The following is a 25,203-nucleotide window of genomic DNA, read 5'->3' as shown; positions in this document are numbered from 1 at the left end:
GCGCTAGTTTGATTCAGTGCCGGACACCGATCTGCGCGACACCGTCGACGCCGTCTGGCGGATGGAAGCCGCCAGGATCGTCGCCACCCTGACCCGCGCGGTCGGCGATGTGGGCCTTGCCGAGGACCTGGCCCAGGAAGCCCTGGTCGACGCGCTGGCTCAGTGGCCGTCCGCCGGTGTCCCCCGCAATGCCGGGGCCTGGCTGACCACCGTCGCCAAACGCAAGGCCATCGACCTCTGGCGCCGGCAGGAGAACCTGGACAGCAAGTACGCGGTGCTGGCGCGCGAGCTCGAAGACGGCGTCGACGATGCGTGGGATCCAGACCGCATCGACGACGACGTGCTGCGCCTGATCTTCATCGCCGCCCATCCCTCGCTGACCCGCGAATCGCAGATCGCGCTGACGCTGCGGGTCGTCGGCGGCCTGGCCACCGACGAGATCGCCCGGGCCTTCCTGACCTCGAAGGCCACGGTGGCCGCGCGCATCACCCGCGCCAAGAAGACCCTGGCCGGCATGGCGTTCGAGGTGCCCGAGCGTGCCGACTTCGGCCCGCGCCTGTCCGCGGTGCTGGCGGTGATCTACCTGATCTACAACGAGGGCTACGCGGCGTCGGCCGGGCAGCACTGGATCCGCGACGAATTGTGCAGTGAGGCTTTACGTCTGGGGAGGGTGCTGCAAGCAATCACTCCGGATGAGCCGGAGGTGCACGCCCTGGTGGCGCTGATGGAGTTCCAGTCCTCGCGGTTCGCCGCCCGCACCGACGCCGACGGCGATCCGATCCTGTTGGAGGATCAGGACCGCACCCGCTGGGACCGGGCTCAGATCCGGCGGGGCGTCACCGCTCTGCAGCGCGCCGAGCATGCCCGCGGGCAGCGGGGCTGGGGTCCGTATGCCCTGCAGGCCGCGCTCGCGGAGTGCCACGCCGTGGCGCCGACCGCGGCCGACACCGACTGGGCTCGCATCGTGGCGCTCTACGATGCGCTGCGCCAGATCGCCGGATCCCCGATCGTGGCGCTGAATCGGGCGGTGGCCGTGGCGATGACCGAGGGGCCGGAGGCGGCCCTGCGGATCGTCGATGCCATCGACGGGCTCGAGGGCAGCCATCTGCTGCCCAGCGTGCGCGGTGAACTGCTGGCGCGGCTGGGCCGCGATGCCGAGGCCGCCGCCGAGTTCACCGCCGCGGCAACCCTGACGGCCAACCAGGCCGAACGTGCCGTGCTGCTGAAAAAGGCCGCGCGCGCAACGGGTGCACCACGGCAGGCTTGACCGATCCGAACCCGACTCGCCGCCGAATACCTCAGTGAAGGAAAGGAGCAGCGCCATGGACCGCATCATCAAGCTGGCAGGCCAGGTCGGGGAATCCGTGCTGTCGATCGTCGGCATCCGTACCGTCGAGGAGCCGCACTACATCGGGCGTCCGCTGTCCGGCGACGTCGAGATCCGGCAGTACGGCCGCCGGATCGCCGCCGAAACCACCATCACCGGCGACAAACAACGCGCCCTCTACGAAGGCTTCCGCAAAGTGGCGGCCTACATCTTCGGGGGAAACCACCGCAGCACCGAAATCGCGATGACGGCACCGGTGAGCCGGCAGGCGTCCGCCGAAGAGATCGCCATGACGGCGCCGGTGTCGCAGACCGGCAGCTCCGAGACCGGCTGGACCATCCGTTTCTTCATGCCGTCGAAGTGGTCGATGCAGACCCTGCCGACACCCGACGACGAGGACGTGCGACTGGTCGAGGTGCCACCGGCAACCATGGCCGTTGTCCGGTTCACCGGCGATCGCAGTCCGTCGGCGGTGAGCCGGCGCACCGTGGAGTTGGTGCAGACGCTGCGCACGAACGGCATCGAGCCGGCGGGCGATCCGGTCGCGTGGTTCTACGATCCGCCGTGGACGCTGCCGTTCCGGCGCCGCAACGAGGTCGCCATCCCGATATAGCGCGCAGAAAAGGCCGCGCGCTCACGGGGTGCGGCACGGTAGACATGAGTATGTGGTTGACCTGACCCTGCGCACCGTCCGCGATGATGACGACTTCACCTCCTTCAATGCCGCGTTTCACTCGGTGTTCCTGCAGGATCCGCAGGACGACGAGACCGAACTCGCACGCAAGATCACCGATTTCGACCGCATGTTCGGTTTCCACGACGGCCACCGCTGGGCCTCCACCGCGGGCGACTACCGCAAGCAGGTGAGCCTGCCCGGCGGGGCGCAGGTCCCGGTCGCCGCCGTCACAGCGGTCACCGTGTCACCCGCGCACCGTCGCCGGGGTCTGTTGACACAGATGATGCGGTACCAGCTCGACGGCATCAGAGCCCGCGGAACCGAGGCCCTGGCCATGCTGTTCGCGTCGGAAACGATGATCTATGGACGGTTCGGTTACGGACTGGCCAGCCAGAACGCCGTGCTGACCGGACAGGTGCGCGATCTGGGCTTCCGTCCGGAGGTCGATCTGGGCCACGGATCGGTGTCCGAGACCGATGCCGAGACGCTGCTGGCCCACGGGCCGGCAATCTATGACCAGCTGTACCCGCAGCTACCCGGCCGGATGGACCGGCCACGGGGGTGGTGGGACCACCTGATCCACGACAACGCCGACCGACGCAAGGACAGCGGCAGCATCCGGTTCGCGCTGCACCACGAAGCCGACGGCACCCCCAGCGGATTCGCCATCTACCGGCCCAAGTCGGACTGGTCGGCCACCGGACCCACCGGCGAACTGCACATCCACGAGGTGCGGGGCACCAATCCACGCGCCTACGCCCGTATTTGGCGTTTCCTGCTGGAGATCGACTTGATCCGCACCCTCAGGTACGACGGGGCCGCCGTCGACGAGCCGTTGCGCTACCTGGTGGCCGATCAGCGGGCACTGCAATGCGCGGTCAACGACGGCATCTTCGTACGCCTGGTCGAGGTGGACCGTGCGCTCGCACTACGCCGCTACGCCGCGCCGGTCGATATCGTGCTGGACGTGCGTGACGAGTTCTGCCCGTGGAACACCGGCCGCTACCGACTGCGCGGCGGGCCCGACGGTGCCGAATGCGAGAAGACCGGCGCACCAGCCGATATCGCCATCTCCGCGCGTGACCTCGGCGCCATCTATCTGGGCGGCACGAGCGTGGCGCAACTGGTCGCCGCGGGCCTGGTCGACGAACTGACACCGGGGTCGGCGCAGCGGGCCGCGGTAGCCTTCGGCTGGCCCGTCGCACCCGCGATCCCCGACCACTTCTAGGAGGGATGACTTTCGTGACGAACACCAGCGGTCTCAGGGCCGTGCTCTTCGATTTCTCCGGCACCCTGTTCCGGCTCGAGGAAGACGACAGCTGGTTCGACGGCATCACCGTCGACGAGAAGTCGGTCGACGGCCACGTGCAGGCCGAGTTGATGCGCCGGGTGACCGCCCCCACCGGCAGTTCGGTGCCGATGTCGGATGAACAGCAGCACAATTGGGCCAACCGCGATCTGGAACCGCACCTGCACCGCGAGGCGTATCTGCACGTGCTGCGCGAGTCGGGGCTCAACGGCGCGGATGCCGCCGCGCTGTACCCCAAACTGGTCGACCCGGCGTCCTGGACGCCGTATCCGGACACGGTCGCCACCCTGAACGGGCTGCGCGCCGCCGGGGTCAAGACGGCGGTGGTGTCCAACATCGCCTTCGATCTGCGGCCCGCACTCGCCGCCGCCGGTACCTCGGCCGACGAGTACGTGCTGTCCTTCGAGGTGGGTGCGGTCAAGCCCGACCCAGCCATCTTCGAGACCGCGCTGACGCGCCTGGGAGTCGAGCCCGCCGACGCGCTGATGGTCGGGGACAGCGAGGAGGCCGACGGCGGGGCCCGCGCCGTGGGTTGTGCCTTCGCGCTGGTCGATCCGCTGCCCACCGCGCAGCGCCCCGATGGTCTGATCGCGGCCGTGCGGGCATACGGCCTGGACGTCTAGACAGCCATCCAGGTGTGGGTCTCGCTGCGGGACACCACCACACCGTCGTGGAACACGATGCGATCAGCGGGCGCGTTGGCGATCACGTCGGTGCCGCGCACCGCCAGCAGTTCGGCGCGGGCACCGATCCGCGGGCCCGCCGTCGGGAGCCCGAATACCGCTACAGCATCGCCTTCTTCGCCCAGGCCAACCATGAGGTGATGATCGCCGGCCCCGGCGGGAAGTACCCACCCATCAGCGCGAAAGATTATCTGCAGCAACGGATCAGCGCGAACTTCGCGCGGTAGCCTAGCCTTGGGGCATGGCGGAGCAGCGGGTACGGCCACCATGGTGGCTGAAGTACGTCAACAAGGTGTTCATCGGGCTGTCCAAGCTCGGCATCGGCGGCGACAAGGGCCCACTGGTGCTGACGGTGGCGGGCCGCAAGACCGGCAAACCGCGTTCCACACCGGTCACCCCGATGACGGTCGACGGTGCCCGCTACGTGGTCGGCGGTCTGCCCGGTGCCGACTGGGTAGCCAACGCCCGCGCGGCGGGGACAGCCACCCTGCATCAGGGCCGGCGGGCTCAGCAGGTGCGGATGACCGAGATTCCCGCCGAGCAAGCTCGCCCACTGCTGCGCCAGTTTCCTACTCTGGTGCCCACGGGCGTCGGCTTCATCCGCAATGCCGGTCTGGTCGACACGGGCAGCCCCGACGAGTTCGAGGCACTGGCCGGCCGCCTGCCGGTCTTCCGGTTCGACGAAATCTGAGACCAGCTGGTCCGTACCGGTTTTGATGGCGACGGGTTGGAGAGTGTTGTTTACGTGGATCTTTGACCGGTACTGATCCGTGGTGGCGGGTCCGGCGGCGTGCTCCCCGCCGGACCCGCCTGCGTGGGCGGTGTTCTCTGTGAAGTTGTCAAGGTGCCGTGCGAGTTTGGTTATGCGGCGGTGGGCAGGGTGGTCATGGTGCGTCGGGCGTGGGACCGCAGATGTGCCGGTTCTCGTCCGGCCGGATCATGCGGTGGGATGAACCAGGGATGGCGGTCGGCGCCGAGGTAGACCTGCCAGCCCCCGTGGTGGATCGCGGTGTGGTGCAGTCGGCACAGCAGCACCCCGTTGTCGATGCTGGTGTGCCCGCCGCTGCTCCAGGGTTGGATGTGGTGGGCGTCGCACCAGGACACCGGCCGCCCGCAGCCGGGGTGCGCGCAACCACCATCACGGACCGCCAGCCCTTTACGGATATGGGGCGGGAAGAGCCGTTCGCTGCGCCCCACATCGAGGGGTACGCCCGAGTGGTCGACGATCACCGACGTCAGTGTGCTGTCACAGGCGATGAGTTCGGCGGTGGCGGCACTGACGGGCCCGCCGAATCCCAGTGTGTCCACGCCGTGTGCGGCGGGCCGGACCAGGGTGACGTGCGGGAGCACACCTCCCGACATTGGGCGCTGCGAATTCGACAGGTAGGTCCGCATGATCTGTCCGAACGCGTCCGCGCGGCGGCGCCCGGTCGGGCGTGGGTCCGGTGACCCGTCGGGCAGCGGGATGGGCCGGCACAACGGGTCCAGTGCGGCGAGCAGTTCTTCCGCGGTGAGCGCGTCGAGATCCAAGCTGGCCGCGACCCGCCCGTCCTCGGTCTGCACCACAGTCATGTCGTTGAGGTCGGTGTTTTCGGCGACCGGCACCGCCCCGTCGTCGAGCGGAGCGGCGGCGGTTCTTGCGATGGCGATCTCGCGGGCCTTCTTATCGACACCGGAGGGGGTGGTCTGGATCATCAGCGTCGACACCACGCCCACCCTGTCCTGCTCGGACAGGGCGACCCGGCTGCTGACGTGAGCGACTCCTTTGCCGATGGCGTCGGCGAACTCGATACCGACCCCACCGAGGCGCTGCAACTGCGTCAACGCGGGCAGGGTGTGCGCCACCCGGCCCACCCGCGCGGCCCGGTGCGCCGCGCCGGGCGCCACACCCAGACTGGTGAGCAGATCGGCGCCCGTGCGCAGGTGTTTGCGGGCCGGGATCCCGGCCCGCTCGGCGGCCGCAACCGCCTGGGCGATCACATGATCGAACAGATTGCGCAAGGTCACCGCGGCAACCAGCACCGCGAGCAAGGGTGGTTCATCAACGATCCGGCGCGGACTGTCGAGTAGATGAAACAGCGTGCGATCCTCATCCCGCGCGGGCGTGGGGGTGAGGTCATCAATCAACGCATCAACAAAGGTGTCGAGATCAGTGGCGTCCATGTGGATACCGACTTTCACAGAAGGTGCCCAACGGGGCACGATCAGTCACAACGGTCCGCACAGCCCGAAAGGGGCCATCGAACCTCGCGGCGACCGGAGTCGCGGTCTGTGCTCACCGGATGGTGATGGGAGCAACGTCGCATTCGAACTTGTGTTCGATGCTACGCCGAATCAAGGCCCCGCGCAAGGGAAATTTTGAGGGCATGGGTGACAGTTCAAGTGACCATCCCGAGCGCAGCCCGAAAGCCGGCACCCACCCAAGGCAGCCCAGCCACGCCGAACGCCCGTTCCGCTACCCGACCGAAAATTTGCGCTTCACAGCAGCTTCCACCAGGGCACTAACCCGTATTCGACAGATCCATCTCAGGCAGGCAGATGCGGGCGAGTTCGTCCAACGGGATCCCCAGCACGGCGGCCAGCGCCGCGACGGTCGTGAAGGCCGGTGTGGCCAGGCGTCCGGTTTCGATCTTGCGCAACGTCTCCGGTGAGATCGACGCGGCGTGCGCGACCTCGGCGGGTTTGCGGTCGCCGCGGCTTTCGCGCAGGAACGCGCCCAGGCGTTGACCGGCGGCACGTTGTTGCGGCGTCAGGGGTGATCGGACCATGCGACGAGAATACGCCACCCTGGTATGAAAATACCGAGACCTCCACTAGGCTGGTATTTCTATACCGCCCATTGGACAGGAATGCGGATGCTGGAACTCAAAACACCCCGCGAAGTCGAGGCCATGCGCACCACGGGTGCCTTCATCGCCGACCTGCTGGAGGATCTGCACTCGCGCGCGGCGGTGGGGGTCAACCTGCTCGATCTCGAGTACCGGGCCCGCCAGTTGATCGAAGACCGGGGCGCGGTGTCCTGCTACTGGGACTATGCGCCGTCCTTCGGCCGTGGCCCGTTCCGCAACGTCATCTGCCTCTCGGTCAACGACGCTGTGCTGCATGGCCTTCCACATGACTACGCGCTGCGCGACGGCGACCTGTTGAGCATGGACATCGCCGTCTCGATCGACGGCTGGGTGGCCGACTCGGCGCGCAGCCTGATCGTCGGCACGCCACGGCCCGAGGACCAGCGGGTCGTCGAGGCCACCGAACGGGCACTGGAAGCCGGCATCGCCGCTGCGCTCCCGGGCGGAAGACTGGGAGACATCTCCGCGGCCATCGGTGCGGTCGCCGACGCGTACGGCTACCCCGTCAACGTCGAGTTCGGCGGGCACGGCCTGGGCCGCACCATGCATGAAGATCCGCACGTCTCCAACCGGGGACGTGCCGGACGCGGGCTGGTGCTGCGACCCGGGCTGACACTCGCGCTGGAGCCCTGGTTCGCCCAGGGCACCAACAAAATCGTCTATGACCGGGACGGTTGGACCATCCGATCGGCCGACGGGTCACGCACCGCCCACTCCGAACACACCATCGCCGTCACCGACGGGTCACCCCTCGTAATGACCCGCCGGGCGGCCTGACCCCGCTACAGGTGCGGAGCTTCCTTGATGGTCGAGTCCGGGGTCCCGGCCGTCTGACACCAGGTCTGCACTGCCAGACGGGTCCCGGTGACCTCCAACTGCGCTGCGTCGGTGCCCTTTTCGTCCTTGAGCATCTTCGCCACGGCTTCGTTCTGGGTCTTCTCGTCCTGACCGATGAAGTCCTCACACTTGGTGTCTCCACCGGTGACCGCCGGCGAGCATCCGACCAGGGCGGCACTCACGGCCATCCCCGCCATCAATAGACCTGCCGAACGCTTCACTGTGCTCTCCAACCTCGTGCGTCCCATACGCATCGTCGCACCGTTTGTACCCGATGCCCGACCCGTCGAAACCTGCCGATGGTCGCCGTCGCGCTCGCGCCTAAAGTCTCATGCGTGACCACTGCGAACCCGTTCGATCCGTCCCGCTGGCAGCCCGTCGACGGCTTCGAGCTGACCGACATCACCTACCACCGGCACGTCGTCGACGGAGTGCGCCAGCCCACCGTGCGGGTCGCCTTCGACCGGCCCGACGTGCGCAATGCGTTCCGTCCGCACACCGTCGACGAGCTCTACCGGGTGCTCGACCACGCCCGGATGTCCCCCGATGTCGGCGTCATCCTGCTGACCGGCAACGGCCCGTCCGCCAAGGACGGCGGCTGGGCGTTCTGCTCCGGCGGTGACCAGCGCATCCGCGGCCGCAGCGGCTACCAATACGCCGAAGGCGAGACCGCCGAAACCGTGGACCCGGCCCGGGCCGGCAGGCTGCACATCCTGGAGGTGCAGCGGCTCATCCGGTTCATGCCCAAGGTGGTCATCTGCCTGGTCAACGGCTGGGCGGCCGGCGGCGGACACAGTCTGCACGTCACCTGCGACCTCACCCTGGCCAGCCGCGAGCACGCCAGGTTCAAGCAGACCGATGCCGATGTCGGCAGCTTCGACGGCGGGTTCGGCAGCGCCTACCTGGCCCGCCAATCCGGCCAGAAATTCGCCCGTGAGATCTTCTTCCTGGGCCGGCCCTACGACGCGCAGACCATGTATCAGATGGGGGCGGTGAACGCCGTCGTCGACCACGCCGACCTGGAGACCGAGGGTCTGCAGTGGGCGGCCGAGATCAACGGCAAGTCCCCGCAGGCGATCCGGATGCTCAAGTTCGGCTTCAACCTGATCGACGACGGGCTGGTGGGCCAGCAGGTGTTCGCCGGTGAGGCAACGCGTCTGGCCTATATGACCGATGAGGCCGTGGAGGGACGGGACGCGTTCCTGGAGAAGCGGGAACCGGACTGGAGCGGGTTCCCCCGCTACTTCTGAGCCTCGATTTCGGCGCGGATACGTATGGTCAGCGGACGAAAACGCGCCCAACTCTAAGATCAAGCGGTGAGTAAGAACCCTTTGCGCCGGCTGTCCGACGCCGTGCTGCTGACCAGCATGCGGCCCCCGCTGACCGAGTACCTGGGCCGCGGCCCCGAGGTCGAGTTGCGCGGGAAGCGCGTCCTGATCACCGGGGCGTCCTCCGGTATCGGCGAAGCCTCGGCAGTGAAACTGGCCAAGCTGGGCGCCAGCGTCATCGTGGTGGCGCGGCGCGAGGATCTGCTCGGCGCGGTGGCCGACCGGATCCGCGAGAACGGCGGTATGGCCGAGGCGATCACCGCCGACCTGTCCGACCTCGACGCCGTCGACGCATTGGCCGCCCGGGTTGTGGAAAGCCATGGCGGCGTGGACATCCTGGTCAACAACGCCGGCCGCTCGATCCGGCGGCCGCTGATCGACTCGCTGGAACGCTGGCACGACATCGAACGCACCATGGCGCTGAACTACTACGCGCCGTTGCGTCTGATGCGCGCCCTGGTGCCGGGCATGATCGCGCGCGGCGACGGGCACGTCATCAACGTGTCCACCTGGGGTGTGATGAACGAATCCTCCCCGCTGTTCGGTGCGTATCAGGCGTCCAAGGCCGCGCTGACCGCGGCGAGCCGGGTGGCCGAGACCGAATGGTCGGGCAAGGGTGTGCATTCCACCACGCTGTACTACCCGCTGGTGAAGACGCCGATGATCGAGCCGACCAAGGAGTTCGTGGCGATGCCGGGGCTGTCCGCCGAGGAGGCCGCCGACTGGATGGTGACCGCGGCCCGCACCCGCCCGGTGCGTATTGCGCCGCGGATGGCGGTCACCGCCAAGGCGCTCGACAGTGTGGCGCCCGGGCTGCTAGGCGTGATCATGAAGCGCGGCGTCGTAGAAACCTCCTAGCACCTACCATCGAAACCCATGCTGACCCTGGACTGGATCCGGCAGCGAGACCCCGAGTACGACGCGCTGCGCCGTGCCGCCCGGGCGGCCATCGTCCTCCCCGTCGCGGCGGCAGTCAGCTTCCTGCTCGCCGGCGGCACGCAGGCGCCGATGTTCGCCATCTTCGGTTCGGTGGCGTTGCTGATCATCGCCGACTTCCCCGGCAACCGGTCCGCCCGCGCCCTGGCCTACGCCGGGCTCGGGTTCAACGGCGCGGTGCTGATCAGCATCGGCACCCTGGTGGCGCCCTACCCGTGGCTCAGCGTCGGGTCGATGTTCATCCTCGGTGTCACGGTGATGTTCTCCGGGGTGCTCAGCGAGACCGTCGCCGCCGGGCAGCGCGCCACCCTGCTGACCTTCGTGCTGCCCGCCTGCACGCCGCCCGGCCCCATCGACGAACGGCTGACCGGATGGCTGATCGCGCTGGCCGTGTGCGTGCCGGCGGCGCTGTTCCTGCTTCCACCGCGGCATCACGACGACCTGCGCAGGCACGCGGCAAGCGTGTGCCGCGCGCTCACGGACTGCCTGGAGGGTGTCGCGTCGACCAAGGACGTCACCCGGGCCATGAACGCGTTGTGGGCCAACTTCGTCAACGCCGATTTCCGCCCGGTCGCCCTGACCGCGGGCAGCCGGGCGTTGGTCCGCGTGGTCGACGATCTCGGCTGGCTGTCCGACCGGATCACCGACCGGACCGGCGCGGCCCTCGGCGATCTGCTGCCACCCATTGTCGCCGTGCTGCGCGACTGCGCGGCGGTGCTTTCCATCTCCGATCCACGGCTGCGCGCCACCCGCGGCACCGAGCTCACCTCCGCGCTGACCGACCTGCGGGCGGTCGCCCAGGGCCGCTACCGGGAGGACATCGAGCAGATCCTCGCGGTTCCCGATGACGCGACCGCCGTCGAGGTCGGCCGGGTCCTGCTGGGGCGCCGCACTTTCTCGGCCACCGTGGGTGTCACCGGACGCATCATCCGCAACGCCGCGCTGGCCGACGCCCGGCCGGTCTGGGCGCGGGTGCTGGGGCGCGGACTCCCGGAGACCGGTGCCGCGGACTGGGTGATGCCCGAGACCACGGCCGTCGCGGCCATCACCAAGGGTTTCCTGGATACCCGGGCGCTGGTGTTGCGCAACAGCCTGCGCACCGGGCTGGGCCTGGCACTGGCCGTCGCGGTCACCCACGTGTTCCCGGTGGAGCACGGGTTCTGGGTCGTGCTCGGCGCGCTGTCGGTGCTGCGCAGCAGCGCGCTCACCACCGGGACCCGGGTGCTGCGCGCAGTGGCCGGTACCGTACTCGGGTTCGCGCTGGGTGTCGCGGTGATCGAGCTGGTCGGCGTGGACCCGGTGGTGATGTGGCTGCTGCTGCCGATGGTCGCCTTCGGCTCGGCCTTCGTGCCCGAGGTGGCATCGTTCATCGCCGGGCAGGCGGCGTTCACGATGATGGTGTTGATCATCTTCAACCTCATCCAGCCCTCGGGGTGGGCGGTGGGGCTCATCCGCGTCGAAGACGTCGTGGTGGGGGCGCTGGTCGGCGTCGCGGTCTCGCTGTTGCTGTGGCCCCGCGGGGCATCAGCGCCGACATCGCTGGCGGTCGACAACGCGCGCGCGGCGGGCGCGGCACTGCTCAAGGCGGCCGTGCGCCGCGTCATCTGCGGATCCTCCGAGACCACCGACAACCAGGTGTTCTCGCTCAGCCGCAGCGCGCTGGAGGCCAGCCGGAGCCTCGATGATGCTGTCCGGCAGTATCTTTCGGAGAACGGTGGCCACAACGACGTGCGGGCGCCGATCGTGCGGGCGGCCAACCGCGCGGTGCGACTGCGGGCCGCGGCGGAGTTGGTGGCCGATGTGGTGCCCCCACCGCTCGGGGTGTATCCGCGAGCGCGCGAACTGCTGGAACAGCACGCCGAGGTGGTGTGCGCGGAAAAAGGAGCGTCGGGACAGCCGATCAGCGACGACTTCGTGCTGGCGCTGCGCGCCGAGGCCGGGGCCGACGCACTCGCGGTGTCCGCGGCGCTGCCGTTGCTCACCGTCGCGGCCCACCTCGGTGAACTCGAACTGCTGTACCCGAGTAGTTGATTCCAGCGAGCGTGCGCGGACTCTCCGAAGACCCGGCGTGTTGGCCCGCAGACACGCACGCTCGCGGGAGATTGAGTCAGGGGCGGCCTTCACGATCGGGCTGCGGGCAGCGGATCGACTTTAGGTTAGGCATGCCATACTCGGCCGGTGCCGGAGTATGCGATCGAACTGGACGACATCACCAAGTCCTTTCGGGACAAACAGGCCCTGAGCGGCGTGACGTTCCGCATGCCGGCCGGCACCGTGCTCGGGGTGCTCGGACCCAACGGCGCGGGCAAGACCACCACCATCAACGTGCTGTCCACGCTGATCCGGCCGACCTCCGGATCGGCGAAGGTCGCCGGCTACGACGTCGTCACCCAGGCCGCCCAGGTGCGCAAGAGCATCGGGCTCACCGGCCAGTACGCCGCGATCGACGAGATGCTGACCGGCCGGGAGAACCTGGTGCTGTTCGGCGAACTCAACGGGCTGACCCGCGCGCAGGCCCGCGCCCGCGCCGACGAACTGCTCGAGGCGTTCAGCCTGACCGACGCCGCGGGGCGCCGGGTCGGCACCTACTCCGGCGGGATGCGCCGCCGCGCCGATATCGCCTGCGGGCTGGTCGCCGAGCCCGCGGTGGTGTTCTTGGACGAACCCACCACCGGGCTGGACCCGCGCAGCCGGCGCGAGGTCTGGGACCTGGTGAGCTCGCTGACCGGCCGCGGCACCAGCGTGCTGCTGACCACCCAGTACCTCGACGAGGCGGATGCGCTGTCGGATTCGATCGTCGTCATCGATCACGGCAGGGTGATCGCCGAAGGCACCGCCGACGAACTCAAGCAACGCGTGGGCGGCAGCTTCTGCCAGGTGACACCTGTGCACACCGCCGATGGGCCGCGCATCGCCGAAGCACTGTCCGGACTCGGGGAGGTCAGCACGGACCCGGACACCGGGGCACTGTCGATTCCGGCACCGGGCGGCCTGAGCACGCTCAGCGAGGTGTTCCGCCGGCTCGAGGCCCTCCGTATCGAGGTCGGTGACATCGCGCTGCGCAAACCCTCGCTGGACGAGGTGTTCTTCACCCTGACGGCCCCGGCGCCGTGACCGCACTCGGCGCGCTGACCCGGCGGTCGGTGCTCGGCACCTTGCGCGGCGGTGACCTGGTGTTCGCCGTCGGCGGGCCGATCGCGTTCTTCGTGTGCTTCGACATCACCCTGCGCAATGTCATCGACACCGGCACCATGAGCTACGCCCAGTACATCCTGCCCGTCATCGTGGTGCAGGCGATGATCTTCACCGCCATGACCACCGCCGACCGGGCGGCGCGAGACAACCTGAGCGGCATGGGTATTCGGATGCGATCACTTCCGGTCACCGCGCTGGCACCGGTGACCGCCCGGATGCTCTCGGCGTTGGTGCGGGCGTGCGCGGCGATGGTGGGCGCGATCGTCATCGGATATCTGTTCGGCTTCCGGTTCTCCGGCAGTGTGGCCGCGGTAACCGTCTTCATCGGACTCGCGCTGCTGCTGTCGCTGGCGTTGTCGCTGGGCGCGGACGCCCTGGGATCACTGGCCGGCAGCACCGAGGAGGCCGGCCAGACCCTGTTGATCCCGCAACTGCTGCTGGTGATGCTGTCCACCGGAATCGCTCCGGCGGAGGCGTTCCCGTCCTGGCTGGGTCCGTTCGTGCGGCATCAGCCGGTGTCGGTGATCGCCGAGACGCTGCGCGGGCTGACCATCGGCGAGTACCGCCACCTCGCGCTCAGCCTCACCTGGTGTGCCGGGCTGCTGGTGGCGTTCGGCGCGATCGCGGTCCGGATGCAAAGGCGGGCGTCATGACCCTGCTCCGCCAGAGCCGCCTGCAGGCCCGCCGGCTGTTGCTGGGCTGGCAACGCGCCCCGGTCGTGCTGATCCAGTCGCTGATATTTCCCACCTTCCTGCTGATCGTCTACAAGCAGGTCATCGGCGAATCGGTGCTGCACCTGACCGGCGGGAACAGCCTGTACGGCCTGGTGCCGATGTGCGCGATCGCCGGAGCCCTGTTCGGCGCGATGGGCACCGGTGCGGCCATCCCCGACGAACGGGAGTCCGGCCTGCTCAGCAGGCTGTGGGCGCTGCCAGTGCACCGGGCCAGCGCGCTCACCGGCAGACTGCTCGCCGAGGGCACCCGGGCCTTCGTCGGCACCCTGGTGATCACCGCCGTCGGCGTCGCGATGGGCCTGCGCTTCGGCCAAGGTTGGCCGGCGGCAATCGCTTTCGTGGCGATCCCGGTGTTCATGGTGGTCGGGTTCGCCGCCGTCATCGTGGCCGTCGCCGTGCAGTCGAACGGGAAGAACATCATCACCGGCCTGTCCACGGTGTGCTTTCTGCTGTTGTTCTTCAACTCCGGCATGGTGCCGGTCGACGTGTTCCCGCACTGGCTCGAACCCGTGGTGCGGGCCCAGCCGATGTCCCCGGCAATCGAAGCGATGCGCGGACTGGCCGTCGGCGGGCCGATCCTGTGGCCCGTGCTGCAGTCCGCGGCGTGGGTCACCGGGTTGCTGGCGGTGTTCGGGCCCATCGCGGTGCGCGGCTACCGTGTCGCGGCCGAATCCGCCTGACCCGTGATAAACACGACGTATGGAGATCCTGGCCAGCCGGATGCTGATACGGCCGGCCGACTACCCGACGTCCCTCGAGTTCTACCGCGACCGGATCGGGCTGGCCATTGCCCGCGAATACGGCGGTGGCACCGTCTTTTACGCCGGACAGTCGCTGATCGAGCTGGCCGGGCACGGTGAGCCGGCCGCAGCCGGGATTCTCTGGCTGCAGGTGCGCGACGTCTACGCCGCCCAGACCGAGCTGACCGGCCGGGGTGTGCCGATCGCGCGGGCCGCCACCGAGGAGCCCTGGGGTTTGCACGAGATGCACGTCGCCGATCCCGACGGTGTCACGCTGATCTTCGTCCAGGTCCCCGACACGCATCCGCTGCGCCGCGACACCAGGGACTGACGCATGGCCAAATCCGTGTTGGGGCGCGGCACCGCCCGTGCCCGCGTGCTGGAGGCCGCGCTGGCGCAGTTCGCCGAGCACGGTGTCAGCGGCACCACCCTGCAGATGATCGCCGACAGCATCGGTGTGGGTAAGGCGTCGGTCTACTACCAGTTCCACTCCAAAGAGGAGATCGTGGCGGCCGCCGCGCAGCCGATGTTCGACGATATGGCCCGCGTGGTGACGATCGCCGAGGCGGTGCCCGACCCCGAGACCCGGCGCGAGATCACCATCAGCGGTTTCATCGAGTTCAGCGTGCGGCACCGCAGACTGGCCGCGGTGCTGGCCGGTGACCCGGTGCTGGAGAGCCTCGTGCAGTCCCGGCCGGATCTCACCGATATCAAGGATCGCTTCACGAACCTGCTGCTCGGCGGCGGGCACGGCCCAGCGGGCCGGGTCGTGATATCGATGGTCACCAGCGGCATCTTCGCCGCCGTCACCGACAGATCGCTGGGCGATGTCAGCGACGAAGTCCTGCACCGGACGCTGTTGGAGGTGGCGCAGCAGCTGACGCGCACCACTTCCTATTTCGAGTGAGCAGGCGCTACCAGGTCCAGACGCCGGGATCGGCGGGCGGGTAGGTCGCGCAGTTCTTCGTGCCGTGCGCGACGACGCCCTTGTTGTTGAAGAACAACTTGGCCCAGTTCGGCCAATTCCAGGCCAGCTGTTCGTAGAACGCGTTGGTGGCGGTGTCCTCGGAGTACTGGCGCCGTCCCGCATAGTCCATGGAGAAGAACCAGGTGATGCGATCCCGCGCCCACCGCTGCACGTCGGGGGACTTGTTGTTGTAGTCGATCATGTAGCGCTCGTAGTACACCGGGTTGGTGTCGCGGACCGCGGCCATGTACTGGTCCACGGTGCAGGTGGTCTTGAGCATGTTGCTCGGGATCGGATACTCGTCGGTGGCATCGGCGGCGGCGATGCCCGGCGTGGCCAGCAGTACCACGACGGCACCTGCGGTGGCGATGAATCGGTTGCGGCGCATCACGTTCGGCCCTTTCAACGTCGGTCGGCGGCGCGTTGCAACGCGGGCGCCTGTTCGGGGCAGTAGAGCGGGATCGCTCCGCCCACGAACTGCCAGGCCTGATCCGTCGTGGAGCCGCGGTTCAGTTGTTCGTGGACGAACTCCGCCGAGGCGAAGGCGTCCGCGTCGTGCCCGTTGTTCAAACGCTTGCACATCAGCTTGGCGATCCAGGCGTTGAAGTCCTTCTGGCCGTAGATCCCGTAGTCGTGCAACTGATCTGCAAACGCTTCATCGCGGTCGGCGTGGGCCACCGGTGCGGTCGCGAAGGCCAGCGCCGCGACGCACCCGGCTATGGCCGACTTCATCATCGAAAACCTCATCACACCAACGCATCCTGTGGTCGACGCTGGATCGGCGGCCAGGCTTGCGGCTTCGGCCGCTGGCGCACATGTTGGGGCCACCAGAACCACTTGCCGAGCAGGGCTGCAATAGAAGGTGTCATGAACGAGCGGATCACCAGGGTGTCGAACAGCAGACCGAGACCGATCGTGGTACCGACCTGACCCATGATCGTCAGATCGCTGACGGCCATCACCATCATGGTGAAGGCGAACACCATGCCTGCCGCGGTGACGGTGGAACCACTGCCACCCATGGCCCGGATCATGCCGGTGTTCAGCCCCGCATGTATTTCTTCCTTCATGCGGGAGACCACCAGCAGGTTGTAGTCCGCGCCCACCGCAAGCAGGATGATCACCGCCATCGGTAGCACCATCCAGTGCAGCTCGATTCCGAGCAGGTGCTGCCACAGCAGCACCGAGACACCGAAGGACGCACCCAGCGAAAGCACCACCGTGCCGACGATCACCGCCGCCGCGACGATCGCCCTGGTGAGAATCAGCATGATCAGGAAGATCAGACCGATCGCGGCGATCCCGGCGATGATCAGGTCGTACTGCGTCCCGTCGGCCATGTCCTTGAAGGTGGATGCGGTACCGCCCATGTAGATCGTCGAGCCCTCCAGCGGGGTGCCCTTGATGGCGTTCTTGGCCGCGGTCTTGACCGGATCGATCCGCTCGATGCCCTCGGCGGACATCGGATCGCCCTCATGGTTGATCATGAATCGCACCGCATGCCCGTCCGGCGACAGGAACTGCTCCAATCCCTTTGCGAAATCGGGATTGTCGAACGCCTCGGCCGGCAGATAGAACGAGTCGTCGTTCATCGCATCGTTGAAGGCCTTACCCATCTCGGTCGACGTCTCCGACATGATGCGCTGCTGCTCCTGCATACCCTGCTGGGTCTGCTGCATGGTCTGCATCATTTCTTTCATGTTGACCATGGTCTGCTTCATCTCGGGCATGATCGCAATCATCTGCGGCATCAGTTCGTTGAGCCGATGCATCTGCGGCATCATCTCGTTCATGTTGGTGGTCATCACATCGATGCCGTCGAGCACGTCGAAGACGGACCGAATGGACCAGCACATCGGGATGTTGTAGCAATGCGGTTCCCAGTAGAGGTAGTTGCGCATCGGCCGGAAGAAGTCGTCGAAGTTGGCGATGCTGTCCCGCATGTCCTCGATGTCACCGACCATGAGGTCCATCGACGACACCATCTTGGCCGTGGTGTCGGCCATCTCCTCGGTGATCGTCTGCATCTTGTCCATGCTGGCGATGGTCCGGTCCATGTCCGCCACCTGATTGGTCATGTCGGCGGTGCGGTCCTGGTTGTACTTCTCGTTCAACCGCTGCAGCGTGCTGTTCTGACTGATCATGTATGGGATCGAGGTGTTCTCGATCGGCGTGCCGTCTGGCCGGGTGATGGTCTGCACCCGGCCGATACCGTCGACCTGGAAGATGGCCTTGGCGATCTTCTCGATGACCAGGAAGTCGGCCGGGTTCCGCAGATCCCGGTCACTCTCGATCATCAGGATCTCCGGGTTCAGCCGGGCCGGTGAGAAATGCCGTTCGGCCGCTGCATAACCCTGGTTTGCACTGATCTCATCCGGTAGGTACAGCCGGTCGTTGTAGCTGGTCTTGTAACCCGGCAGCGCCAGCAGACCGATCAACGAGACGGCGATCGAGGAAATCAGGATCGCACCGGGCCAGCGCACCACCGCGGCGCCGACCTTGCGCCAACCCCGCACGCGCCCGGCACGTTTGGGATCCAGGAAACGCGCGCCCACGGTGACCATGGCCGGCCCGAAGGTCATGGCCGTGACGATCAGCACCAGCATCCCGACGGCCAGTGGCACACCGAGGGTCTGAAAGTACGGCAACCGGGTGAAACTCAGGCAGAAGGTGGCGCTTGCGATGGTCAGACCGGAGCCGACGATCACGTGCGCGGTTCCACCGAACATGGTGTAGTACGCCTGTTCTCGATCCTCGCCGGCGCTCCTGGCCTCCTGATATCGGCCGATGAGGAAGATCGCATAGTCCACCGATATCGCGATGGCGAGCGTGACCAGCAGACCGGTGGCAAACGTCGAGAGACCAATGATCTCGTAATAGCCGAGCGCGGCCACCGCGCCTCGCACGGTCAGTAGGCTGACCGCGACCATCACGATCATCATCACCATCGTCATGAGCGAGCGGTAGATGATGAGCAACATGGTGATGATGACCACGAAGGTCAACGCCTCGATCAACCGCATACTGCCGTGGCTGGCCTCGGTCTGCTCGGCCGTCATCGCTGCGGAGCCAGTGACGAAGACCTCGACCCCCGGGGGCGCCGCCACGCTGTGCACGATGTTCTTGACGGCTTCGATGGACTCCAGCGACAGCGCCTCGCCCTGGTTTCCGGCCAGGTTTGCCGAGACGTAGACGGCCTTGCCGTCCCCGCTCTGCACACCGGATGCGGTGAGCGGATCGCTCCACAAGTCTTGAACGTGCTCAACGTGTTTGGTGTCCGCGCGCAGCTTCTCGATCAGCTCTGAGTAGTAGCGACGAGAATCGTCACCGAGCTTGTCCTTGCCCTCCAGCACGATCATCACCGAGCTGTTGGACTCGTATTCGTCGAAGACGCGTCCGATGTGCTCGGTGGCGATGACGGCCGGCGCCTCTTTCGGGCTCATCGAGACCGACCGCATCTCACCGACCGCTTCCAACTGCGGGACGGCAACGTTCAGTAGGACCGCGATGGCGATCCAGCCGAGGATGAAGGGGATGGCCAGCGTTCGGAACAGCCGGGCAATCCTGCCGAAATGGGCGGTTTCGTGTGCGGCGGGCACGACGGCGATGGGCCCGGTGGGCGCATCCGCACTGTGCGCGCTCATGCGACCCCCTCGCAGGCTCGGGTCTCGCCTGTCACCCGTCGATTCGCTCCGCAAGCGTCGCTCATGCCGACTTCACGATGCAGAAGGTCTGGACATTGGTGCCGCTGATGCTGCGCTCGTCCTTCAGCTCCCCGTCGACGAGCACCCGACAACCCAGGAAGCTGGTCTTGCCCTGGGCGACGATGTTGGCCGCGGCCGAGGGTTCGGTCGTCTGCAGCGTGACCGACCACGGCAGGATCGCACCGTCGACGCGCTGCGGTTCGCCCTGCAGGTCCACGTAGTTCACATCTACTGCCGCCCCTTCCGGGCCAAAGATCTCGTAGGTCACTACTTTTGGATCGAACGGCTCAGGGTCGTTGGCGAACTCGATCGGCGTGACCAGTGGCGGGTCGGACGCGAACATGCCGCGGACGCGGTCCACTGTGAAGCCGGCTACCCCCACCACCACGACGATCACCAGGGGCAGCCAAGCCCGTTTGAGCAGTTGCATGTCCGCTTTCCTCCTGCAGTGACGCGCCGGTTGGCTGGTCCGATGAACCCCTCAGCCATCAGTGGCACTCAAGTTATACAATCGGCTTACTTCTTACAAGCCGTACGGCTAAGTGTTGCTCATCACACCACGTAACAATGACTAGCCAGAAGGACGATATGGACACGCTTGGGCACCGCAGCGACGGGAGGGGGGACGTGGTCACCGCACGTGACCGCGTGGTCGCGGTGGCCGTCGGGTTGTTCGCCGAACACGGCGTGCAGGGCACATCGCTGCAGATGATCGCCGACCGGATCGGCGTCGGCAAAGCCGCGGTCTATTACCAGTTCAAATCCAAGGATGACATCGTCCTTGCGACACTGCGGCCCATCTTCGAGGACCTGGCGCGTCTCATAGAACGTGCGGAAGCATTACCGCACAGCGCCTCTCGACAGGATATGACCATCGAAGGTGTGGTCGACCTGATGATCCGCCAGCGCCACGCGGCGTTCCCGTTCCGCAGGGACCGCTACATCGACCACCTCGTCGCCCGACACCCCGAACTTCAAGCCACCGCCGACCGCTTTCGCGCGCTGCTGCTGGGGCCCGATCATGACTACACGACACGCGTATCACTGGCCGTGGCCGTCACCGGAAGCTACTACTGCGCAACAGTTTCGACGCTGAAAGATATCTCTGCCCCGCAGCTGCGCGCGGTGCTGCTCAGCTACTTCAGGCAGTGCCTGGTGCCCGGTCAGCGAGCGGGTGCTGCCAGCGGCCAGCCCACCGAGGCCAGCCGGGACGCAACCTGATGCAGCTCTTCGGGATTGGGCTCCTTGGCGATGATCATCTGGATGGCGCCGCTGATCTCGGCCTCGGTCACCGGTGTGTCACCATTACTGGACCGCAGGACCGCCTGGGCGGCCTTGACCACTTCGTCCTCGGTGAGCGAGCGCTTGAGCAGCGCCAGCAGCGCGAAGTAGTCCGTCGGAGGAACTCCCTCGGGGTAACCCTGGTGCAGCCAGCCGAGGACGCTGTCCAGAAAGCTCTTGTTCTCACTCATATCCATGTACTCACTTCTTGGGCAGGAACGGGAAGAGGTCCACACCGGTGTGGTGAATGATCGTGGCTCTGGTGATCCACAGCACCGCCGTCAAGATCACCCAACCGACGAAGACGAACAGTGCGATACCGAGAAACTTCAGCGCGGGATTCGCAGGGGCCGCAGCTACATCCGCGCCGTCGCCACGAGCGTAGGCCACCAGTCCGAGCGCGAACACCGCGGGCAGACCGGCACCGAGCAGCAGGCCGATCCCCAGCACCTTCAGAATGCTCTCCATGTACACCATCAGAATTCCTTAGCTTGTGCGGTCAGACCGACGCGGCGGGCTTGCTGTCCGAACTGGTTTCGCGTAGCTCGGCCGGAACAACGGAGTTGGTCGAGGCATCCCAGTCGGCGTTGACATTGCTGTGGTCGACCTTCTGCTGCTGGGCGCGCCACCACATGTAGGCGGACAGCCCGATGAGGAGCAGGAAGATCAGCCCGTCACCGATCAGGTCGGAGCCGGTCAACGACTTCACGCCGTTGGACAGCCAGTACGACAGCGCGCCGACCAATCCGGCGGCGGGCAGCGTGACCAGCCAGGCGACGGCCATCCGGCCCGCGACCGCCCAACGCACCTCGGCGCCGGGCTTGCCCACGCCGCTGCCGAGGATCGATCCGGTGGCCACGTGCGTGGTCGACAGCGCCATACCGGCTGCGCTGGAGCTCAGAATGATTGCCGCAGAGGAGGCTTCGGCGGCGAAGCCCTGAGGTGACTCGATCTCGACCAGGCCCTTGCCCAGCGTGCGGATGACCCGCCAGCCGCCCAGGTAGGTACCGAGGCCGATGGCGACCGCACAACTGAAGATGATCCAGAACGGAAGACCCTGTTCCTTGACATCACCGGTCAGGTGCCCGGTGGTGATGAGGGCGAGCGCGATGACACCCATGGTCTTCTGCGCATCGTTGGTGCCGTGCGCCAGCGCGACCAGCGAGGCCGTGGCGATCTGCCCCCAGCGGAAGCCCTCCCGGCGCTGCTTCTCGGCAACGTTGCGGGTGAGCTTGTAGACCACCCAGGTGCCGCAGCAGGCGACCAGGCCGGCGATGACGGGTGCGGCGACCGCAGGGATCAGCACCTTCTGGGTAACGCCGGACCAGTTGACGCCCGCGGTGCCCAGCGCGGCCAGGCCGGCGCCGATGAGCCCACCGAAAAGCGCGTGCGAGGAACTCGACGGGATGCCGAACAGCCAGGTGAGCAGATTCCACAGAATGCCGCCGATCAGACCGGCGAAGATGATGGTCAGGCCCGTCGAAGCATCGATCCCCGGCAAGAGCGAGCCGGTGCTGGAGTCCTGCACCTTCAGCACCGAGGTGGTGACCGTGACGGCCACCTCGACCGAGAGGAAGGCACCCACCAGGTTCAGCACGCCGGCCAGCACCACCGCGGTCTTGGGTTTGAGCGCCCCGGTCGCGATGGAGGTCGCCATCGCGTTGCCGGTGTCATGAAAGCCGTTGGTGAAGTCGAATGCCAGTGCTGTGGCAATCAGCAACACCAGAATGATCAGCTCAGCGCTCATGCCGCAATTCTGAGACATCTCACAGCATTTCGCGTAATTTCACCCAAGTCGGGAGTCGCCTCCCACCTGCGGGTTTGAGGTGGAGCCCGACGTTGTTCGTCGAGCGTTCATGATCGCGCCGGCCGGCGTTGGAGATTGTCGGCAACGTCGGCGCAGGTGACACCCATCTGGCAGGCTGGCGCAGTGAACGCAATGCTGGAGGAAGACGCCGCACGGGTGCGGGCCCGGCTGTCCACCCAGGACCGGCCGCTCGTTGACTCGAGAGAACAGGATCCGGAGGGCCCGGCATCACCGTCCTGAGCACCCTCGCCGTCGGCACCGGCGCCGCGGCCCTGGCGATACTGCCGGATCTTGAGTCAGCACTCGCCGGGGGCGGGGCGCGTCTGCCGGTGCCGGCCGCCGATGCCCGCCAGCGCGAGTTGCTGACCGCCACGCTGCGCGCCGGCGAACTCATCGACGACGATATCGCGGTCGTCGTATCGACCTCTGGCACGACCGGAATCCCCAAGGGCGCCATGCTTTCCGCTGCCGCGCTGACCTGTAGCGCCACCGCGACCCACCGGCGTCTCGGCGGTACGGGCCGCTGGCTGCTGGCGCTGCCCGCCTATCACGTGGCCGGCCTGCAGGTCCTGGTGCGCAGTGTCGTCGGCGGTAGCGTGCCCGTCGCACTGGACGCGAGTTTCGAGCCCGCCGACCTGGTCGCCGCGGTGGCCGCGATGGGAACCGGGCGGCGCTACACCTCGCTGGTGTCCAATCAGCTCGACAAGGCGCTGGCCGACCCATCGGCCGCCGCGGCGCTGGGCGAACTCGACGCTGTCCTGATCGGCGGTGGCCCGATGCCGACGGGGGTGCGCGAGAAGGCCGCGGCCGCTGGGGTTCGGGTGGTGCGGACCTACGGGATGAGCGAAACCTGCGGTGGTTGTGTGTACGACGGTGTGCCGCTGGACGGCGTGCAGATACGTCTCGACGCGGGTCGGGTGTCCCTCGGCGGGCCGGTGCTGGCATCCGGGTACCGCAACCCGGCAAACCCCGACCCGTTCGCCGAGCCGGGCTGGTTCCGCACCGATGACTTTGGTGCGATGGATGATTCGGGCATGCTGCGCATCCTGGGCCGTGCCGATGACGCGGTCAGCACCGGCGGGCTGACCGTGCTGCCCCAGCTGGTGGAGAACGCGTTGGCAGGCCACCCCGCCGTCGCCGAGTGCGCGGTGTTCGGGGTGCCCGATGCCCGCCTCGGACAGCGCGTCGTCGCGGCGGTCGTGCTGGCGGCCGGGCAGCGCGAACCGACGCTCGCAGAGCTGCGGGCCCATGTAGGCAGGACCCTCGACCCCACCGCCGCACCGCGGCAGTTGCACTTCGTCGACGAACTCCCCCGGCGGGGCATCGGCAAGCTGGACAGGCGGGCATTGATCCAACGATTCGGGGCATGATGGATCGGGTGAGCACCGAACCAGTCGAGATCACGTCGGTTGACGCCTTGCGGGAGATCGTCGGCCATCCTGCACCAGCGGTGGCCAACAAGGTGGGCGACCGCCTGCTCGATGTACACCGGCAATGGGTGGCCAACTCGCCGCTGTGTTTCGTCGCCACCACCGACATCGACGGCCGGGTGGACGTCTCCCCCAAGGGTGATCCGCCCGGATTCGTGCACATCATCGATGACACCACCATCGCCATTCCGGAGCGCCCCGGCAACAAACGGGTGGACGGCTATCTCAACGTGCTGACCAATCCGCACGTCGGCACCATTTTCGTCATACCGGGTCGTGGGGACACCGTGCGGATCAATGGCCGGGCCAGAATCCTTTCGGACGCCGACTATTTCGACGATCTCGCGGTGCAGGGAAAACGGCCCATCCTGGCGCTGGAAGTCCACGTCGACGAGGTGTTCTTCCACTGCTCGAAGGCGTTCCTGCGCTCGGACGCCTGGAATCCGGAGACCTGGACGCCGGATTCGGTGCCGAGCACCGCGGCGCTGGCCAAGTCGTTCAAGGCCGAGCAGAGCATGGCAGAACTCAGGCGTACTACAGCGAAGAGAACTACCGCAAGATGCTCTACTGATCGCCCTTGACGAACACGGCCCGGGTGTAGAGCAGGTGGAAGCCGCGTCGTTGCACATTGCGCTGTGACAGCGACCCGGGCGCCGTGGTGACCACGGCAATGTCGGCGCCGGCGTCAACGGCATCGCGCAGACGGGCCGTAAGCAGTGCGGCCTGCACGCCACGACGGCGGTGGTCCGGCGCGGTGGCCGCACCGGTCAACTGCGCCACACCGTCGGTGACGCGCATGCTCCCGCCGCCGGCGATATGCCCGTCGACCACCGCCACATAGGGGGTCACGCCGGCCTCCGCGAAATCACGTTCGGCACGGTCGATCACATCGCGCGGGAACTCCTCGGGGCTGGGGACCCCTTCGCCGTCCGGGTGCGCGAACCCCTCCACCACCACGTCGACCCAGGCGTCGAGTTCGTGTTCGGAAGCGGGACGCACCTCGATACCTTCCGGCACCGGTTCGGGGGTGGCGCCCAGGGCGCACCCGAGTACGTCCTCGAAGGCCACCACCCGATAGCCGCGGGCACCGAGCAGTTCGGCGATCCGCGGATCGGCGAGGGTGCTCAGTTCGATCGGCGTCGGTGACCCGTGATCGGCGTAGGCGCGTTCGACCGCGCCGATACCCGCCTCGGTGGGCACCCCCGCGAACCCCAGTCCCACCACCTTGTTGAACGGCGCGCCCGGCCCTGCGTAGGCGGCCACCCCGCCGGCCAGCGGTAGCGCAAATCCGTCGGCGCCGCGCCGGCTGGCCGCAACCACCGCCGCACCGATGAGCGCAGCTTCGGCACGCTCGATGCGCCGGCCCAGCTCGATGCCGCAGAAGAGGTTGCTCACGGCGG

28 protein-coding genes and 1 pseudogene are annotated in these 25,203 nt (G+C 67.3%); 17 read left to right on the top strand and 12 right to left on the bottom strand.

Annotated elements, in window-relative coordinates; translation table 11 throughout:
- Nucleotides 1–61: 61 nt before the first annotated feature.
- Genes C6A86_RS03885 through C6A86_RS03870 form a run of 4 tightly spaced genes read left to right on the top strand, consistent with a single transcriptional unit; the run spans nucleotide 62 to nucleotide 3,935 of the window.
- Nucleotides 62–1,267 (top strand): RNA polymerase sigma factor, encoded by a 1,206-nt coding sequence (locus tag C6A86_RS03885; protein ID WP_105365617.1) that lies wholly within the window; start codon nucleotides 62–64, stop codon nucleotides 1,265–1,267.
- 55 nt (nucleotides 1,268–1,322) lie between these two features.
- Entirely contained in the window at nucleotides 1,323–1,940 is a 618-nt protein-coding gene (locus C6A86_RS03880; RefSeq protein ID WP_105365607.1) for a heme-binding protein, read from the top strand.
- A 52-nt stretch (nucleotides 1,941–1,992) separates the two neighbouring features.
- Nucleotides 1,993–3,231 carry a GNAT family N-acetyltransferase gene (locus tag C6A86_RS03875; protein ID WP_105365608.1) on the top strand — a complete coding sequence of 413 codons (1,239 nt, stop codon included), beginning with the start codon at nucleotides 1,993–1,995 and terminating at the stop codon, nucleotides 3,229–3,231.
- 14 nt (nucleotides 3,232–3,245) lie between these two features.
- Complete coding sequence (locus C6A86_RS03870; RefSeq protein WP_233213197.1) at nucleotides 3,246–3,935, top strand: HAD family hydrolase; 690 nt, start codon at nucleotides 3,246–3,248, stop codon at nucleotides 3,933–3,935.
- On the opposite strand, the gene C6A86_RS03865 is transcribed toward C6A86_RS03870, so the two are convergent.
- Entirely contained in the window at nucleotides 3,932–4,129 is a 198-nt protein-coding gene (locus C6A86_RS03865; protein ID WP_233213199.1) for a hypothetical protein, read from the bottom strand. The two genes, C6A86_RS03870 and C6A86_RS03865, sit on opposite strands and share 4 nt — an antisense overlap.
- A gap of 107 nt (nucleotides 4,130–4,236) precedes the next feature.
- Here C6A86_RS03865 and C6A86_RS03855 point away from each other — a divergent pair, with 107 nt between their 5' ends.
- A complete protein-coding gene (locus C6A86_RS03855; RefSeq protein ID WP_105365610.1) occupies nucleotides 4,237–4,686 on the top strand; it encodes a nitroreductase family deazaflavin-dependent oxidoreductase in 450 nt (149 codons plus the stop codon).
- Between the two features lie 170 nt (nucleotides 4,687–4,856).
- On the opposite strand, the gene C6A86_RS03850 is transcribed toward C6A86_RS03855, so the two are convergent.
- Both C6A86_RS03850 and C6A86_RS03845 read right to left on the bottom strand, forming a co-directional pair.
- A complete protein-coding gene (locus tag C6A86_RS03850) occupies nucleotides 4,857–6,158 on the bottom strand; it encodes an HNH endonuclease signature motif containing protein (protein ID WP_105365618.1) in 1,302 nt (433 codons plus the stop codon).
- Nucleotides 6,159–6,496: 338 nt separating this feature from the next.
- Nucleotides 6,497–6,763: a helix-turn-helix domain-containing protein gene (locus tag C6A86_RS03845; RefSeq protein WP_105362342.1), complete on the bottom strand. Its 267-nt coding sequence runs from the start codon at nucleotides 6,761–6,763 to the stop codon at nucleotides 6,497–6,499.
- Nucleotides 6,764–6,850: 87 nt separating this feature from the next.
- Here C6A86_RS03845 and map point away from each other — a divergent pair, with 87 nt between their 5' ends.
- Entirely contained in the window at nucleotides 6,851–7,621 is a 771-nt protein-coding gene (gene map, locus C6A86_RS03840; protein ID WP_105362345.1) for a type I methionyl aminopeptidase, read from the top strand.
- 5 nt (nucleotides 7,622–7,626) lie between these two features.
- Here map and C6A86_RS03835 read toward each other — a convergent pair whose 3' ends face one another.
- Nucleotides 7,627–7,902: a hypothetical protein gene (locus tag C6A86_RS03835; RefSeq protein WP_105362341.1), complete on the bottom strand. Its 276-nt coding sequence runs from the start codon at nucleotides 7,900–7,902 to the stop codon at nucleotides 7,627–7,629.
- A gap of 114 nt (nucleotides 7,903–8,016) precedes the next feature.
- Between C6A86_RS03835 and C6A86_RS03830 the strand changes: the two genes are divergently transcribed.
- The 8 genes from C6A86_RS03830 to C6A86_RS03795 all read left to right on the top strand — a co-directional run bounded on the left by C6A86_RS03830 (nucleotide 8,017) and on the right by C6A86_RS03795 (nucleotide 15,521).
- Nucleotides 8,017–8,931, top strand: coding sequence for a 1,4-dihydroxy-2-naphthoyl-CoA synthase (locus tag C6A86_RS03830; RefSeq protein ID WP_233212915.1), 915 nt, complete (start codon nucleotides 8,017–8,019; stop codon nucleotides 8,929–8,931).
- 66 nt (nucleotides 8,932–8,997) lie between these two features.
- On the top strand, nucleotides 8,998–9,867 hold the full coding sequence (locus C6A86_RS03825) for an SDR family oxidoreductase (protein ID WP_105362339.1): 870 nt from the start codon (nucleotides 8,998–9,000) through the stop codon (nucleotides 9,865–9,867).
- Between the two features lie 18 nt (nucleotides 9,868–9,885).
- Nucleotides 9,886–11,976, top strand: a complete 2,091-nt coding sequence (locus C6A86_RS03820) for an FUSC family protein (RefSeq protein WP_105362338.1) — start codon at nucleotides 9,886–9,888, stop codon at nucleotides 11,974–11,976.
- A 147-nt stretch (nucleotides 11,977–12,123) separates the two neighbouring features.
- Nucleotides 12,124–13,059, top strand: coding sequence for an ATP-binding cassette domain-containing protein (locus C6A86_RS03815; RefSeq protein ID WP_105362337.1), 936 nt, complete (start codon nucleotides 12,124–12,126; stop codon nucleotides 13,057–13,059).
- Nucleotides 13,056–13,793 carry an ABC transporter permease gene (locus C6A86_RS03810; RefSeq protein WP_199196103.1) on the top strand — a complete coding sequence of 246 codons (738 nt, stop codon included), beginning with the start codon at nucleotides 13,056–13,058 and terminating at the stop codon, nucleotides 13,791–13,793. The genes C6A86_RS03815 and C6A86_RS03810 overlap by 4 nt, the downstream gene beginning before the upstream one ends.
- Nucleotides 13,790–14,554 (top strand): ABC transporter permease, encoded by a 765-nt coding sequence (locus C6A86_RS03805; protein ID WP_199196102.1) that lies wholly within the window; start codon nucleotides 13,790–13,792, stop codon nucleotides 14,552–14,554. The genes C6A86_RS03810 and C6A86_RS03805 overlap by 4 nt, the downstream gene beginning before the upstream one ends.
- A gap of 19 nt (nucleotides 14,555–14,573) precedes the next feature.
- Entirely contained in the window at nucleotides 14,574–14,945 is a 372-nt protein-coding gene (locus tag C6A86_RS03800) for a VOC family protein (RefSeq protein WP_105362336.1), read from the top strand.
- 3 nt (nucleotides 14,946–14,948) lie between these two features.
- Nucleotides 14,949–15,521: a TetR/AcrR family transcriptional regulator gene (locus tag C6A86_RS03795; RefSeq protein WP_199196101.1), complete on the top strand. Its 573-nt coding sequence runs from the start codon at nucleotides 14,949–14,951 to the stop codon at nucleotides 15,519–15,521.
- A gap of 7 nt (nucleotides 15,522–15,528) precedes the next feature.
- Here the strand turns inward: C6A86_RS03795 and C6A86_RS03790 are convergent, their stop codons facing one another.
- From C6A86_RS03790 to C6A86_RS03775, 4 genes are all read right to left on the bottom strand, one after another.
- Nucleotides 15,529–15,969: a DUF5078 domain-containing protein gene (locus C6A86_RS03790; RefSeq protein WP_105362335.1), complete on the bottom strand. Its 441-nt coding sequence runs from the start codon at nucleotides 15,967–15,969 to the stop codon at nucleotides 15,529–15,531.
- Between the two features lie 14 nt (nucleotides 15,970–15,983).
- Nucleotides 15,984–16,313 (bottom strand): DUF732 domain-containing protein, encoded by a 330-nt coding sequence (locus C6A86_RS03785; protein WP_396834691.1) that lies wholly within the window; start codon nucleotides 16,311–16,313, stop codon nucleotides 15,984–15,986.
- A gap of 14 nt (nucleotides 16,314–16,327) precedes the next feature.
- Complete coding sequence (locus C6A86_RS03780) at nucleotides 16,328–19,225, bottom strand: RND family transporter (RefSeq protein ID WP_105362334.1); 2,898 nt, start codon at nucleotides 19,223–19,225, stop codon at nucleotides 16,328–16,330.
- Nucleotides 19,226–19,286: 61 nt separating this feature from the next.
- Complete coding sequence (locus C6A86_RS03775; protein WP_311101031.1) at nucleotides 19,287–19,715, bottom strand: MmpS family transport accessory protein; 429 nt, start codon at nucleotides 19,713–19,715, stop codon at nucleotides 19,287–19,289.
- Nucleotides 19,716–19,933: 218 nt separating this feature from the next.
- Between C6A86_RS03775 and C6A86_RS03770 the strand changes: the two genes are divergently transcribed.
- Nucleotides 19,934–20,506 carry a TetR/AcrR family transcriptional regulator gene (locus tag C6A86_RS03770; protein ID WP_158263248.1) on the top strand — a complete coding sequence of 191 codons (573 nt, stop codon included), beginning with the start codon at nucleotides 19,934–19,936 and terminating at the stop codon, nucleotides 20,504–20,506.
- Here the strand turns inward: C6A86_RS03770 and C6A86_RS03765 are convergent.
- From C6A86_RS03765 to C6A86_RS03755, 3 genes are read right to left on the bottom strand one after another with little or no spacing between them, the layout of a single operon-like run.
- Nucleotides 20,449–20,757 carry a DUF3349 domain-containing protein gene (locus C6A86_RS03765; protein WP_105362667.1) on the bottom strand — a complete coding sequence of 103 codons (309 nt, stop codon included), beginning with the start codon at nucleotides 20,755–20,757 and terminating at the stop codon, nucleotides 20,449–20,451. The genes C6A86_RS03770 and C6A86_RS03765 overlap by 58 nt on opposite strands.
- Before the next feature lie 10 nt (nucleotides 20,758–20,767).
- On the bottom strand, nucleotides 20,768–21,043 hold the full coding sequence (locus C6A86_RS03760) for a hypothetical protein (protein WP_105362666.1): 276 nt from the start codon (nucleotides 21,041–21,043) through the stop codon (nucleotides 20,768–20,770).
- A gap of 22 nt (nucleotides 21,044–21,065) precedes the next feature.
- Nucleotides 21,066–22,313: an inorganic phosphate transporter gene (locus tag C6A86_RS03755; RefSeq protein ID WP_105362665.1), complete on the bottom strand. Its 1,248-nt coding sequence runs from the start codon at nucleotides 22,311–22,313 to the stop codon at nucleotides 21,066–21,068.
- Between the two features lie 287 nt (nucleotides 22,314–22,600).
- On the opposite strand from C6A86_RS03755, the gene menE reads away from it, so the two are divergent.
- On the top strand, nucleotides 22,601–23,743 hold the full coding sequence (menE, locus tag C6A86_RS03750; RefSeq protein WP_105362664.1) for an o-succinylbenzoate--CoA ligase: 1,143 nt from the start codon (nucleotides 22,601–22,603) through the stop codon (nucleotides 23,741–23,743).
- A pseudogene (locus C6A86_RS03745) lies at nucleotides 23,743–24,374 on the top strand (pyridoxamine 5'-phosphate oxidase family protein). Before menE ends, C6A86_RS03745 begins: the two are co-directional and overlap by 1 nt.
- Here C6A86_RS03745 and C6A86_RS03740 read toward each other — a convergent pair.
- Nucleotides 24,368–25,198 carry a GNAT family N-acetyltransferase gene (locus C6A86_RS03740; protein ID WP_105362662.1) on the bottom strand — a complete coding sequence of 277 codons (831 nt, stop codon included), beginning with the start codon at nucleotides 25,196–25,198 and terminating at the stop codon, nucleotides 24,368–24,370. The pseudogene C6A86_RS03745 and the gene C6A86_RS03740 sit on opposite strands and share 7 nt — an antisense overlap.
- Between the last annotated feature and the right edge of the window lie 5 nt (nucleotides 25,199–25,203).

Origin of the sequence: Mycobacterium sp. ITM-2016-00316, from assembly GCF_002968335.2 — a bacterium.
Taxonomy (GTDB): domain Bacteria; phylum Actinomycetota; class Actinomycetes; order Mycobacteriales; family Mycobacteriaceae; genus Mycobacterium.
Note: the sequence above shows the minus strand (reverse complement) of the source record. Positions and strands in the feature narration are given on the sequence as shown.